The organism is Billgrantia antri (assembly GCF_017868935.1).
GTDB classification, from domain to species: Bacteria; Pseudomonadota; Gammaproteobacteria; order Pseudomonadales; family Halomonadaceae; genus Halomonas; species Halomonas antri.
Window position 1 is genome coordinate 97263 of the sequence record NZ_CP053383.1, and the last position, 13857, is coordinate 111119.

The window sequence follows — 13857 nt, forward strand, 5'->3', positions numbered from 1 at the left end:
ACGAGGCAAAAGAAATATGAGCACAAGACATTTGCGCACCGAGTTGGCCTCGAGACGCTGCATGCTGTGGGTGGCGGTGACGCTGCTGACACTGGCTCTCAGCGGTTGTGCCTCGACTCGTGAGGCCGCCGGCAAGGCCTGGCAGGTAATGCGCGACCCCTCGATTCCGGTGGGCTATCCGGAGGATCGGCCGACTACGGTCGACCTCGCCATGCTGGCCGAGCCCGACGTCAATCCCAACATCGAGGGCGACGGCACGCCGCTGCGCTTCCAGATCCTGCAGCTCAAGGACGATTCGATGCTGATGGCGGCCGACCACGCTCAACTGCTCGATGACCTCGAAGGCGCCCTCGGCACCAACTATCTGGACCATGACGACTTCACCCTGCTGCCGGGGCAGTGGAAGTTCTACGAGCCGTTCGAGATCGATGAGGAGACCCGCTATATCGGTCTGATCGCCTTCTACAGCGACCCCGATCAGACGCAGTGGAAGAAAGTGGTCAAAGTCACGTCGCACAGCGAGGACTACCACCTGCTGGTGCATCTGCGTGCCGACGAAGCCGAGCTGAGGAAGGAAGACTGATGGCCAGCCGCAACCGAGTGGTCTGGAGTGAAGGGCTGTTCATCAAGCCGCAGCACTTCCAGCAGCAGCAGCGCAGCCTGGAGGGGCTGCTCGAGGCGCGTCTGCGTGGCGTCAGCCATGCGCTGTACGGCTTTCAGACGCTGGAACTCAACGCCGAATACCTCAGCTTCGGCCGCATCGCCATCAGCCGCGCCAGCGGCGTGATGCCTGACGGCACGGCCTTTCAACTGCCCGACGACGATATCGAGCCGCAGCCGCTGGAGATCGACGATGCCGCCATCGCCAACCAGCTCGTCTATTTGTGCCTGCCGTTGGCCACCGATGCGGTGGGCGAGGTGCGCTGGCCTGATGACGACCTGCCGACACGCTACCGCCTGGCGCAGCGCAGTGTGCGTGACCTGCACTCGCGCGATGGCGACACCGCCATGCTCGAGGTCGCCCGGGTCGCGCCACGGCTGCTGCTCGAGCGCGACGACCGCAGCGCCTACGCCTGCCTGGCGGTGGCGCGCATCCACGAGCGGCGACCCGACGGCAGTCTGGTGCTCGACGAGCAGTTCATTCCCACGCTGCTCAACGTCCAGGCGGCACCCGTGCTGCAGCGCTTCGTCGGTGAGATGGCCGGGTTGATGCGCGAGCGTGCACGCAACATCGCCCATCGCCTCGCCTCGCCGCACCAGGCCGGCGTGGCCGATGTCTCCGACTTCATGCTGCTGCAGCTGCTCAATCGCGCCCAGCCACGCTTCCAGCACCTGGCGCGCCTGGGTCACCTGCATCCGGAGCGGCTGTTCGCCACCATGCTCGAGACCGCCAGCGAGCTGGTCACCTTCACCGACGAGTCGCGGCTGCCGCCGGAGTATCCGGCCTACGACCACGACCACCCCGAGCGCGCCTTTCGCCAGCTGATGCAGAGCCTGCGCCAGGCGCTCTCCACAGTGCTCGAACCGCGGGCGTTGGCGATCCAGCTGCAGTCGCGGCGCTATGGCCTGCTGGTGGCGCCGCTGGCCGACCCGGCCCTGCTCGACAGCGCCGACTTCATCCTCGCGGTGCGTGCCGACATGCCTCACGAGCGGCTGCGCAAGCTGTTCTTGCAGCAGACCAAGGTGGCCAGCGTCGAGCGCATCCGCGATCTCATCAGCCTGCAGCTGCCCGGCGTGCCGCTGGAGCCGCTGCCGGTGGCCCCGCGCGAACTGCCCTACCACGCCGGTTACAGCTACTTCCGCCTCGATCGGCAGAGCCAGGCCTGGAGCATGCTCGACGGCGCCAGCGGCTTCGCCTTCCACGTGGCGGGGGAGTTTCCCGGGCTTGAAATGCAGTTCTGGGCGATCAGGAGCTAAGCCATGCAAGAACTTGCCACGCAATACGAATCGAACCCCGGGACGGTGGCGCGTTCTGCCCCCGGCCGCCATGAGGATCGTATCGATGAACGCGGGCTCGAGCAGCTGATCCACAGCCACGCCGAGCAACTCGATGCCGACGAGGACTACTGGTTCCGCCTGCGCGGTTACAACCTCAATCCGCTGGTCGACGCCGCCAGCTCACTGCTGGGCATGGTGGTGCGGGTGCGCCAGCTCGACGGCATGAGCGACATCGGCCGGCTCTACCGCCAGGTGGTCGACGAGATCTCGGCGATCGAGGTAGAGCTCACCGAGCAGGGCTACGACCGCCCCACGCTGCTGGCCTTCCGCTACGTGCTCTGCTCGTTCATAGACGAGGCGGTGATGGGCACCCCCTGGGGCCAGCAGAGCAGTTGGGCCGAGCATTCGCTGCTCACGCGTTTCCACAACGAGACCTGGGGTGGCGAGAAGGTCTTCTCGATTCTCTCGCGGCTACAACAGGAGCCGCAGCGCTACCGCGACATGCTGGCCTTCATCTACCTCTGCCTGTGCCTCGGCTTCGAGGGGCGCTACCGGGTCATGGAGGACGGGCGCGAGGAGTACGAGCACATCGTGCGCACCCTAGGCGACCAGCTGGCAGCGCTAGGCGACACCCCGGAGGACAGCCTGACCCGGCCGCTCGACAACGTCATGCCCGGCCGTCGCCTGCGCGGGCGCGGCATGCCGGTATGGGCGGTATTCGCGCTGTTCGCCGTTGCCATGGCCGCTACCTATCTCGGCTTCGCCTGGACGCTCGACGAGCAGGCGGCTCAGGTCGGCACCCTTCTCGACCAGATTTACCGTTAGGAGATCCCATGCTCAGGGTAGAGCTTCCCGCGCTGATCGGCCGCCTCAATGCCGTTTCCCGTCAAGGCCTGGAACAGGCCGCGGTGCTGTGCGCCGAGCAGCAGGCGCCCGAGGTCACCGTCGGCCACCTGCTGCAGGCGCTGATCGATCAGCCGTTGTGCGACCTGCGCTGCCTGCTCGAAGGGCAGGGCGTCGATCTCCATGAGCTGCGTGCCCGCCTGGCCGAAGAGACCCGGCCGCCGCGTGATCTGGCCGTGACCACGCCGAGCTTCTCGCCGCTGCTGGTCGAGCTGCTGCAGGACGCCTGGCTGCTGGCCACCACCGAGTTCGCCTACGACAGCCTGCGCAGCGGCCTGATCTTCACTACCCTGCTGCACAATACCGGGCGCTACCTGGGGCCGAGGAGCGCCGCACTGCTGGCCGAGATCAACCGCGAGGGGCTGCGCCGCGGCTTCGAGCGGCTGGCCGCCGATTCCGCCGAGGCGCCACGCGCCGAGCCCAACGAGGGCGGACGACGCCAGGCCCAGGCCACTCAGGGGGACAGCGCCCTGGCGCGCTTCGCCACCTCGCTCACCGAGCAGGCTCGACGCGGCGAGCTCGACCCGGTGCTGTGCCGCGACCCCGAGATCGACCAGATGCTCGATATCCTCGGGCGACGGCGCAAGAACAACCCCATTGTCATCGGCGACGCCGGGGTGGGCAAGAGTGCGGTGGTGGAGGGCCTCGCCGCGCGCATCGTCGAGGGCCGCGTGCCGGCCGCGCTGGCCGATGTCGAGCTGATGAGCCTTGACCTCGGTGCGTTGCAGGCCGGGGCCGCAGTGAAGGGCGAGTTCGAGAAGCGCCTCAAGGCGGTGATCGAGGAGGTCAAGTCGGCGCCCCGGCCGATCCTGCTGTTCATCGACGAGGCCCACACCCTGATCGGTGCCGGCAACCAGGAGGGCGGCGGCGATGCCGCCAACCTGCTCAAGCCGGCCCTGGCCCGCGGCGAGCTGCGTACCATCGCCGCCACCACCTGGCGCGAGTACAAGAAGTACTTCGAGAAGGACCCGGCGCTGTCGCGGCGCTTTCAGCCGGTGTCTCTGGCCGAGCCCAGCGTCGACCAGGCGCTGGTGATCCTGCGCGGCCTGCGCGACACCTACGAGCGCGCCCACGGCGTGCTGGTCGGCGACAGCGGGCTGCGTGCCGCCGCCGAACTCTCGGCGCGCTACCTGGCCGGGCGCCAGCTGCCCGACAAGGCCATCGACGTGCTCGATACCGCCTGCGCGCGGCTCTCCCAGGCGCTGGATACGCCGCCGCGCCGCCTCAGCCACCTCAAGAGCGAGCATATCGCCGCCCAGCGCGAGCGCGAGCAGCTCGACCGCGAGCGCCTGCTGGGACGCAGCCCCGACGCCACCCGCGAGGCCGAGCTCGACACGCGCCTGGCACGCCTGCAGGAGGAGGTCGAACGGCTCGAGACGGCCTGGGCCGACCAGCGCGAGTGCGTCGATGCCATCATCGCCCTGCATCGCCAACTGCTCGAAGCGGGTAATGACGATGCCGAGGCTGAGCCTGGGGCTGGTGCGGCCGATGTGGCCATCGAAGGCGTGACGGCAGCGGATGCCGCCGCGAGCCTTGAAGAAGGCCTTGAAGCAGGAGTTGACGAGAGCCCTGGAGACGGCGCCGGCGAGGCTGCCGATGAGATCGCCGTCGCAGCCGAGGAAGATCCGCACGAAGCCCTGGCCCGCCATGAGGCGCGCCTGGCCGAACTGCAGCAGGAGTTCGCACTGGTCAACGCCAGCGTCGAGGAGGCGCAGATCGCCCAGGTCATCGGCGACTGGACCGGGGTGCCGGTGGAGCGCATGACCAGCGATGAGCTGAGCCGGCTCACCGAGCTGCCCGAGCACCTCGGCAAGCTGGTGCAGGGCCAGGACGTGGCCATCGAGCGTGTGCACCGCCACCTGCTCACCGCCCGTGCCGACCTGCGCCGCCCCGGCCGTCCGCTGGGCGCCTTCCTGCTGGTCGGTCCCAGCGGGGTGGGCAAGACCGAGACCGTGGTGCAGATCGCCGAGCGGCTCTATGGCGGGCGACAGTTCCTCACCACCATCAACATGTCCGAGTACCAGGAGAAGCACACCGTGTCGCGGCTGATCGGTTCGCCGCCGGGCTACGTGGGCTTCGGCGAGGGCGGGCTGCTGACCGAGGCGATTCGCCAGCGTCCCTACTCGGTGGTGCTGCTCGACGAGGTCGAGAAGGCCCATCCGGACGTGCTCAACCTGTTCTACCAGGCCTTCGACAAGGGCGAGCTGGCCGACGGTGAAGGGCGCTTGATCGACTGCAAGAACGTGGTGTTCTTCCTCACCTCCAACCTGGGTTTTGAAGCCATCGTCGCCCATGCCGAAGACCCCGCGGCACTGGACGACGCGCTCTACCCGGTGCTGGCCGGCTTCTTCAAGCCGGCGCTGCTGGCGCGCATGGAGGTGGTGCCCTACTTCCCGCTGGGCGCCGACACCCTGCGCGATATCGTGGCGGCCAAGCTCGATACCCTGGCCGAGCGCATCCGCACGCATCATCGCCAGGCCGAGGTGGTGCTCGACGAGGCGCTGCGCGACGCCATCTGTGCCCGTGCCACCCGCAGCGAGAACGGCGCGCGAATGCTCGAGTCGGTGATCGACGGCGAGCTGCTGCCGCCGGTGTCGCGGGCGCTGCTCGACCGCCTGGCGCGGCGTGAGCCGGTGACCCGGGTGGCGCTGGGCGTCGATGCGGCGGGTGCCTTTACCGCAGAGGTGAAGTAGGCGATGACGGCGAAGGCGATCGACATGCGCTGGTGCGAAGGCGGTCTGTCGGCGGGGCCTGGCCTCGACGGCATGGCACGCGCGCTGGCGCTGGTCGAGAGCGCCTCGCCCGCCGAGCTGCGTACCTGTGCCGGCAGCATTCTCCAGGCCGGCCACGGCCTGGCCTGGGTCGGCTGCCTGTATCTGGATGGCAGCGGCCGCTGGCTGGGTAGTGACGGCGACGACGTGCGCTTCGACTGCGACGACTTCCGCCACCCCTATGCCCATGCCATTCGCCAGGGCAAGCCGCTGCGCCTGGGCCTGCTGGAGGCGCGCTCGCGGCTCGACCATCCGGGCTTTCAGGCGCAGATGGCCGAGCTGCCCGGCAGCCTGCAGTTGGTCGTGCATCCATTGCGTGCCCTCGACGGCAAGCGCGAATGGCTGGGGGCGCTGGTCTTGGCGGGCGAGACACCGGCCCTGGATCGGCTCGAGGCCGATCCTGAGTTCACCGCCTTCGAAGCCTTGCTGTGCCGGCTTTGGGCGGGGCTGACCCGGCACCAGGGCGAGCGCCAGCGCGAAGCGCACCTGCGTCGCTCGCTGGCCCAGCTCAACGACGGCGCCCGGCGCCAGACGCTGGCTGAGCGGCTGGCCGGCGACCTGTTGGGTGGCTCCACGGCGATGCAGGCGCTGCGGCGCCAGGTGGTGCGTGCGGCGGAGACCAACTTGGCGGTGCTGCTGCAGGGCGAGACCGGTACCGGTAAGGACCGGGTGGCGCGCGCCATTCATCGCCTTTCGACCCGCTGCGAGGGGCCTTTCATGGCGATCAATTGTGCCGCCATCCCCGAGTCGCTGCTCGAGTCGGAGCTGTTCGGCCACGCCAAGGGTGCCTTTTCCGGCGCCGATCGGGCGCGTGAGGGCCTGATCGGACAGGCCGACGGCGGCACCCTGTTCCTCGACGAGATCGGCGACATGCCGCTGCCGCTGCAGGCCAAGCTGTTGCGCGTGCTGGAGAACGGCCGCTATCGGCCATTGGGATCGAGCGAAGAGCGGCGCGCCGATCTGCGCCTGGTGGCGGCGACCCACCAGCCGCTGCGCGAGCGGATTCGACACCAGCGCTTTCGTGCCGATCTCTACTACCGGCTGGGGCAGTTCCCGCTGACCCTGCCACCGCTTCGCGAGCGCAGCGAAGACATTGCCGAGCTGGCCGAGGCCTTCGTCGCCGATTTCTGTTCCCGCGAGGGGCGCGAGGAAGTGGGCATCACCCCGGCCGCGCTGCGCCTGCTGCGCGAGCGGGATTACCCCGGCAACGTGCGCGAGCTGAGAAACCTGATCGACTACGCCTGCGCCATGACGCGCCCGGGCGAGGACGTCGCCCCCGCTGCCTTCGCCGGCCTGGGCGTCACCGAGCCGGACCGTGGCGCTGACGCCACGCCGACAGCGCCGCTCAATGGGCGAGCCGGCGACATTCAGGACCTCCGGCGCGCCTTGCGCGACTACGAGGCGGAGCTGATTCGCCAGCGTCTGCTGCTGTTCGACGGCAACCGCGCCCTGGCGGCCGAGAGCCTCGGCCTACCCAAGCGCACCCTGGCACACAAGTGCCGTCAGTTGGAACTGGATGCCAAATGAGTTCGATCCCGATCTTTCGTCCGACGCCATGGCTGGTGCTGGCCGCGAGCCTGGCCCTGAACCCCTCCGTTCAGGCCGACACCGCCGCCGAGACGCTGCTGCAGGCGCATGAGTGCGCTGAGCTCGCATCGCGCCTGGAACGGCTGGGCTGCTACGACGCCCTGTTCCTGCCCCGCGACGAGCCGACGACGAGCGAAGACCCGCGCCCCGCGCTGTGGTACGCCATCAATGCCCAGGAGGCCGAGCGCAACGGCGACGACATGGGCTTGCTGGTGCGTGAGCGCAGCGATGGCGTGCTGATCAGCGTGCCGGCACTGGGCAGCTTGCCGCCCCGGCCGCAACTGGTCATCGCTTGCGAGAAGTCGATCACTCGTTTTCAGCTCCACCTGCCCCAGGCGCTGGATACCGCCCGGGTACGCGTGAGACTGCGCGCCGGCGGGCGTGAACTGGAGCAGGCCTGGCAGGCCCGCGACGGTGGCTTCGTGGTCAGTGGCGGCAGAGGGCTGCCGGCCATCGCCACGCTGCAGCAGTTGCTGGATGCCGACGAGCTGACCTTTGCCAGCGACCGGGCTGCTCTCGATGGTCTGCGCTTCGAGATCGCCGGGCTGCGTCAGGCGATAGAACCGCTGCGCAACGCTTGTCGCTGGTGAGGTCGAGCATGCGCATCGTCAACGAGACACAGCTGACCGAACTGCTCGCCGCGCTCCCCCCGGAGGGCGTCGGGCGACCCGTCGACGACAGCGGCGATTATGCCTGGCTCGACGAAGAGATGATGAAGATCGGCTCGCTGCAACACGGCGGGGTCGACTGGGAGGGCGCCGAGACGCGCGCGGTGCGACTGCTGAGTACCACGGGCAAGGATCTCAAGGTACTCGGCCACCTGCTGCACTGCCTGCAGCGCGGTGGCGACGGCGTGCGCTTCGCCCTGTCGCTGCGCCTGCTGGCGGGCAGCCTCGAGCAGTGGTGGGAAGCCGCCTACCCCTATGGCGGTGTTCAGGGCGAACGGCTGCGGCCGCGGCTTTTCCGGCAGTTCACCCAGCGCGCCCTGGCCTTGGCCGAGACACTCGATTTCGACAATGCCGCCGATGAGCACCAGGCCTGCGATGCCGCCCTCGAGGCGCTGCTGGAGGCGGCCCAAGCACGCCAACTTCCGGACGAGGCGCTGGTGGATCTGCAGCGCCAGCTGCGTCAGGCCCGCCCCAGCCAGGCTGCGGCAAGTACCGCGCCTGCGTCGCGCGGCGAGACGGCGGAGAGCGCATCGCCGGTCAGTAAGGCACCGCCGACGGCCAAGCTGCCCGAGATGCGCCTGGAGGCCGGCAATGAGCGCGGCAATCGCCAGGCGTTGCTGAAGATGGCCGATTTTCTCTGCGAGCAGAGCCCCGGCGACCCGCTCGGTTATCGCCTCCGACGCCATGCCATCTGGCACGCCATTCAGGTGCTACCGGCCACCCGCGACGGCGTACGCTCCGAGCTGTCGCCGCCTGCCGCCGACCGGGTGGCGGAGTATCGCGAGGCGCTCTCGCGCGGTGCCGACATGGCGCTGTGGAAACGCATCGAGAACAGCCTGGCGGTGAGCCCCTACTGGCTGGAGGGGCACCGTCTCAGTGCCGGTGCCGCCGAGCGGCTCGGTCACCCGCGCTGCGCCGCCGCCATTCGCGATGAAGCGAGCCGGTTCGTCGAGCGACTGCCCGGTATCGAGGCGTTGACCTTCAACGACGGTAGCGCCTTCGTCGACGACGATACCCGTCAATGGCTGCAGGCCGCGCCGGCCGGCGCCGCGGCAGGTGGCCAGGCGGGCGGCGGCGACCCCTGGCAGGAGGGCCTGGACGAGGCCCGCGAAAGGCTGGCCGCGGAGGGGCTCGAGGCGGCCCTGGCGGGCCTCGATCGCGGCCTGGCTCAGGCCCGGTCGCCGCGCGAAACCGCCTACTGGCGGCTGGCCAGCGCCGATCTGCTGCACGATGCCGGGCTGGCGGCATTGGCCGGGCAGCAGTATCGCGCGGTGCAGGCATCGTTGGCGGGCCTGGACCTCGAACGCTGGGAGCCGGCACTGCTCGAGCGCCTCGGCAGCGTGGGGGACAAGAGCGCATGAAGACTATCCGAACGCGACATAACCGACACCGCAGCGTGTCCGACAACGTTATCAACAGGGACGAGGGCCAAGCCTCATGTGGAAAAGTGTGAAGTCCGGTCTGAGTCGCTGGGTACCCGGCGTCTCACGGGCCGAAAGCAACGCCAACCTGGCCAAGGCGCACGGCAACAAGGCCCAGGGCCTCGGCAAGCAGGCGAGCAAGCTCACCGTCGTGCTCTGGTGGCTGCTGCTGGCTGCCCTGGTAGCCGCCATCTGGTGGCTGGGGCCGATGTGGCAGGTGCGTGACAGTTACCCGCTGGCGCCCTGGCTCAACCGCCTGCTCGCCACCCTGGCGCTGGCCACCCTGGCTGCCGTGGTATGGGGCGTCCGCCTGGCTCGCCGGCTGCGCGAAGTGAACGACGAGCGGCGTCAGAACGAACAACGGCAGCTCGATCCCACGCTGGGCCAGGTGGAGCAGCAGGAAGCGACGCTGAACGCCACGCTGCACGAGCTGCTCGATAATCTCGGTGCCGTCCCCGGCGCTCGCTACAAGCTGCCCTGGTACCTGGTGATGGGTGTGGAGAATGCGGGCAAGACCAGCCTGATCAACCGCTCCGGCCAGAATTTCTCGCTGACCCACGTGATGAAGGCCTCGGGCCAGGGCAAGAAGGGCAACCAGTTCGGCTTCGACTGGTGGATCGGCGACAAGGCGGTGCTGATCGACCCGGACGGTGAGCTGCTGACCCAAGGCGCGTTGGAAGGCGGCGAGCCCCAGGAACTTCAGAGCCGGCTATGGGATCACTTCGTCGGCTGGTTGGAGCGCAACCGCGCCCAGCGTCCGCTCGACGGCGTGGTGCTGGTGCTCGACCTGGCGCGGCTCAGCGATGCCCGAGTGGCGGTGCGCAAGGCTTATGCCTCGCTGCTGCGCGCCCGTCTGCGCGAGTTGATGGAGCGCCACGGGGCGCGCCTGCCGGTCTACGTCACCTTCAGCAAGATGGACCTGCTGCACGGCTTCGACGACTTCTTCCGTCACTACTCCCGGGCCGCCCGGCGCGCACCGCTCGGCTTCACCTTCAGTGCCGAGAGCCTGGAGCGCGTCGACCAGTGGGTCGACGAGTTCGCCAACGCCTACGACGCCATGCTCGAGCGGCTCAACCGCAGCCTGCCCACGCTGCTGGCCGAGTGTCGTGACCGCGAGGAGCGCGAGTCGGTGTTCCGCTTCGTGCGCCAGCTTGCCGGTCTGCGCGACGTGCTGCATGGCTTTCTGCGCGAGGCGCTCTCCAGCGACCGCTACTCCACCGCAGCCATGGTGCGCGGTACCTACTTCACCTCGGTCTACCAGCAGGGCGTGCCGGAGGATCCCTTCGTCGACGCCGCGGCACGCCGCTACGGCATGGCCGATTCCACCCAGCCGGCTCATCGTGCCGCGCGCAGTGCGCTCTACTTCACCGAGGAGCTGTTCGACAAAGTGATCTACCCCGAGGCGGGGCTGGCGGGAGACAACGCCCGTGCTGCCCGGCGTCGGCGTCGGCTGCGCCGCACCAGCGCCTTCGCCTGCCTGCTCGCTGGGCTGGGGCTGGTGGGCGGCTGGAGCCACTTCTACCAGAAGAACACCCAGGCCCTGGCGGCGGTGGAGGATAAGACCCGGGACTTCCTCGCTGCCCAGCCCGATGAACTGCGTAGCGACGACCCTACCGGCTATGCATTGCTGGAGCCCCTCGATCGGCTGCGTGCCGCCACTTTCGAGTTCGGAGACTACCGCGAGCACCTGCCGTGGCTGGCCGACATGGGGCTCTACCAGGGGCATGCGGTGGGGCGTGAGGTGGAAGACGCCTACTTGGCGATGCTGAGCTATCACTTCCTGCCCTCGCTGATGATCGGCATCATGGATGACATGAATCGCGCCGAGGCCGGCAGCAACGACAAGCTGGCGCTGCTGCGCATTCTGCGCATGATGTCCGACGCCAGTGGGCGCCAGCCCGAGCGGGTCCAGGCGTTCATGGAGCGGCGCTGGCAGCGCGACTTCCCGCAGCGTGGCCGGGTGCAGGAGCGCCTGCTGGGGCATCTCGCCTATGCCATGGCCCACACCGACCTCGAGGGTCAGGTGACGGCCGGCGACCGTCATGCCGAGCAGGCCATGGCGGCACTGCGCGGCAGCCTTCAGGCCGCCCAGCAGGAGCTGGCACGCCAGCCGATGGACGAGCGAGTCTATGCCACGCTCAAGGCCACCAGCGGCCGCCGCAGCGGGGCAGCCCTCGACCTCTATCAAGGCGTCGGCCCCTCCTTCAACGCCGTGTTCATGGCGCGTGACGACGAGCTGGAGCGTCTGCGCCTGCCCACCCTGCTGACTCGTGATGGCTTCGAGGGCTTCTTCCTCAAGGAGATCGAGCAGGCCACCGAGCTGGCGCTGATCGACCTCTGGGTGCTGGGACAGCGTGACGACATCGCCTTCAGCGCTGCCGACGAGCGCCAGCTGCGCGACGCTCTGCACGAGCGCTATGTCAGCGACTATCACGTGACCTGGCGTCAGGTACTCGACGACCTCTACCTGGTGCCGCTACCCGACATCGACCAGGCGGTGGTAGTGGCCGACACCCTGCTCGGTGCCAGCCGGCCGCTTGACCGCCTGCTCGGTGAAGTCGCCCACCATACCCGGCTCTATCCCGAGCTGCCGGAGGACGACGAGATCGCTCGCCAGGCGCTGGAGCGCTCACCGCGCTACCGCCTGGCCGGCGAGATCGAGCGTAACTTCCGCGACCTCAACGGGCTGCTCGATGCGCGTGGCGACAACCCTGCCGACATCGCCGAGATCAAGGTCGCCATCGGCGAGCTGCGCGACTACCTGCGCGAAGTGCAGGGTGCCAGCGACCCGGGCCGTGCCGCATTCGTCAGCGCCCGCGACCGCCTGGCGCTGAGCGGCGGCGACCCCATTCACAACCTCAAGCGTATCGCCGAGCATACCCCGGCGCCGGTGGATCGCATGCTCGAGAGTCTGGCCGATCAGAGCTGGCAGCTGCTGATGGCCAGCGCCATTCGCCATCTCGAGCATCAGTGGCTCGATGAAGTGGTGGGGCCCTACCAGGAGCGCCTGGCGGGTCGCTATCCGCTGGTCCCCGGAGCCTCGCGTGAGGTGGCGCTGGCTGACTTCGAAGCCTTCTTCGCCGCCGACGGTACGCTGGATCGCTTCTACCAGGACAACCTGCGCCCCTTCATCGAGGAGGCGCCCGAATATCTGGTCGATGCCGAGGGCAGCCCGTTGCTGCGCGACAGCGTGTTCACCGCCTTCCAGCGCGCCGAGCAGATTCGCCAGGCCTACTTCGGCCGTGACGGCGTGCTCGACGTCGAGTTCGCCCTGGAACCGGTGAGCCTCAGCCCCGACAAGCGCCGCAGTGTGATCAACATCGACGGTCAGATCATCGACTACGCCCACAGTGCCAGTTCGCGGGTCTCGATGATCTGGCCCAACGCCCTGCGCGGCGGCAACGAGAGCCGCATCACCCTGGTGCCAAGCCAGGTCAATCGCTCGCCGCGCAGTCTCAGCCGCGACGGCGCCTGGGCCTGGTTCCGCCTGCTCGACGAAGCCGAGATCACCAGTGCCAGCGAGCGCGATCTGGAGCTGCGTTTCCAGGTCGATGGTGGTTCGGCGCGCTATCGCCTCTATGCCACCGGGTCGCGTAACCCCTTCACCCGCCCGCTGGTCGCCGGCTTCCAGCTGCCCACCGCGCTGTATGCCGAAGGAGGTCTCGATGTTGGCAGCCTTTAAGCGCCTGCTAGGTGTTGAACGCCGGAAGGAGGCGACACCTGCCGCCGCGGTGGAGGAAACCAAAGGCTTGGAAGCGGCCGTGATGGAGGACATCGACGCCTTTCTCGAGGCCGCTCGGCGCGCCGATGCCAAGGGCCACTCGCCCTGGGTGCTGCGTGACGAAACTCGCCTGGCCACCCTGCGCCGGGCGCTGGAATTCACCGTTCAGCACGGACAGTGGCTGCAGCATGACGGCAGCAGCATCGCCCGCTGGCAGGGTCAGCTGCTCAAGCTGCGCCATGGTGACGGCCCTACGCTCGGCATGCTGCTGGCGTGCCGGCCGGATGACGAGGCGGCCTGGCAACTGCGCTTCTTCTTCATCGAGCCCGAATGGCAGGGCAGCGGTCACGGCGCCCGGCTGTTGCGCGCCGCGCGGCGCAGCCTGAACGGCGTACCGCTCCATGTCCGCTTGCCGCTGGCCTGCCAGGCTGCCGTGCGCAGCCTGGAGGAAGCCGGCTTCCAACGCATGCACGTCAACGCCTTCGAGGTGGCCAGCTTCGAGGCGCCCGCGGAGTGGGACTAGGCCGCCCAGCCGGCTCGCATAGACAGGAGAACGATAGATGGGACGCAAATTCGTACTCGTGGGTGACATCGGCACCGACCACGACGGTTTCCCGCCGACGCCGGTCACCGCCGGCAGCCCGACGGTGCTGATCGACGGCAAGCCGGCGGCGCGCCTCGGCGATCCCCTGGCGCCGCACAGCAAGCCCGATAGCCCACCGCATCCGCGCGCTATCGCCGAAGGCTCGGGCACCATCCTGATCGACGGCAAGCCGGCAGCACTCACCGGCCATGCGGTGAGCTGCGGTGGGGTGGTGATCGGTTCTGCCAGCGGGGAGGGTAGCTGA

Annotated in this window: 10 protein-coding genes; all 10 read left to right on the plus strand. The window is 68.7% G+C overall.

All coding sequences use genetic code 11. The features are described from left to right. The first annotated feature begins 61 nt into the window (after positions 1-61). Complete coding sequence (gene tssJ, locus HNO53_RS00470; protein WP_420827861.1) at positions 62-583, plus strand: type VI secretion system lipoprotein TssJ; 522 nt, start codon at positions 62-64, stop codon at positions 581-583. After that, positions 583-1917, plus strand: coding sequence for a type VI secretion system baseplate subunit TssK (gene tssK / locus HNO53_RS00475; RefSeq protein WP_209475271.1), 1335 nt, complete (start codon positions 583-585; stop codon positions 1915-1917). Before tssJ ends, tssK begins: the two co-directional genes overlap by 1 nt. A gap of 3 nt (positions 1918-1920) precedes the next feature. Beyond that, positions 1921-2763: a type IVB secretion system protein IcmH/DotU gene (gene icmH, locus HNO53_RS00480; protein WP_209475273.1), complete on the plus strand. Its 843-nt coding sequence runs from the start codon at positions 1921-1923 to the stop codon at positions 2761-2763. Between the two features lie 8 nt (positions 2764-2771). Further along, positions 2772-5534 carry a type VI secretion system ATPase TssH gene (tssH, locus tag HNO53_RS00485; RefSeq protein ID WP_209475275.1) on the plus strand — a complete coding sequence of 921 codons (2763 nt, stop codon included), beginning with the start codon at positions 2772-2774 and terminating at the stop codon, positions 5532-5534. 3 nt (positions 5535-5537) lie between these two features. Then, positions 5538-7139 (plus strand): sigma-54 interaction domain-containing protein, encoded by a 1602-nt coding sequence (locus tag HNO53_RS00490; protein WP_209475277.1) that lies wholly within the window; start codon positions 5538-5540, stop codon positions 7137-7139. Next, entirely contained in the window at positions 7136-7789 is a 654-nt protein-coding gene (gene vasI / locus HNO53_RS00495) for a type VI secretion system-associated protein VasI (protein ID WP_209475279.1), read from the plus strand. The genes HNO53_RS00490 and vasI overlap by 4 nt, the downstream gene beginning before the upstream one ends. Positions 7790-7797: 8 nt before the next feature. Beyond that, positions 7798-9228, plus strand: coding sequence for a type VI secretion system protein TssA (tssA, locus tag HNO53_RS00500; protein ID WP_209475281.1), 1431 nt, complete (start codon positions 7798-7800; stop codon positions 9226-9228). 76 nt (positions 9229-9304) lie between these two features. Further along, positions 9305-12970, plus strand: coding sequence for a type VI secretion system membrane subunit TssM (tssM, locus tag HNO53_RS00505; protein WP_209475283.1), 3666 nt, complete (start codon positions 9305-9307; stop codon positions 12968-12970). After that, a complete protein-coding gene (locus HNO53_RS00510; protein WP_209475285.1) occupies positions 12954-13532 on the plus strand; it encodes a GNAT family N-acetyltransferase in 579 nt (192 codons plus the stop codon). The genes tssM and HNO53_RS00510 overlap by 17 nt, the downstream gene beginning before the upstream one ends. Before the next feature lie 37 nt (positions 13533-13569). Continuing rightward, positions 13570-13857, plus strand: a complete 288-nt coding sequence (locus HNO53_RS00515; protein ID WP_209475287.1) for a type VI secretion system PAAR protein — start codon at positions 13570-13572, stop codon at positions 13855-13857.

Bases quoted from the DNA above. Each gene is read 5' to 3' on its own strand.
- tssH (WP_209475275.1), top strand. From the start codon at position 2,772: ATGCTCAGGGTAGAGCTTCCCGCGCTGATCGGCCGCCTCAATGCCGTT.
- HNO53_RS00515 (WP_209475287.1), top strand. From the start codon at position 13,570: ATGGGACGCAAATTCGTACTCGTGGGTGACATCGGCACCGACCACGAC.
- tssJ (WP_420827861.1), top strand. From the start codon at position 62: ATGCTGTGGGTGGCGGTGACGCTGCTGACACTGGCTCTCAGCGGTTGT.
- tssK (WP_209475271.1), top strand. From the start codon at position 583: ATGGCCAGCCGCAACCGAGTGGTCTGGAGTGAAGGGCTGTTCATCAAG.
- tssA (WP_209475281.1), top strand. From the start codon at position 7,798: ATGCGCATCGTCAACGAGACACAGCTGACCGAACTGCTCGCCGCGCTC.
- icmH (WP_209475273.1), top strand. From the start codon at position 1,921: ATGCAAGAACTTGCCACGCAATACGAATCGAACCCCGGGACGGTGGCG.
- HNO53_RS00490 (WP_209475277.1), top strand. From the start codon at position 5,538: ATGACGGCGAAGGCGATCGACATGCGCTGGTGCGAAGGCGGTCTGTCG.
- tssM (WP_209475283.1), top strand. From the start codon at position 9,305: ATGTGGAAAAGTGTGAAGTCCGGTCTGAGTCGCTGGGTACCCGGCGTC.
- HNO53_RS00510 (WP_209475285.1), top strand. From the start codon at position 12,954: ATGTTGGCAGCCTTTAAGCGCCTGCTAGGTGTTGAACGCCGGAAGGAG.
- vasI (WP_209475279.1), top strand. From the start codon at position 7,136: ATGAGTTCGATCCCGATCTTTCGTCCGACGCCATGGCTGGTGCTGGCC.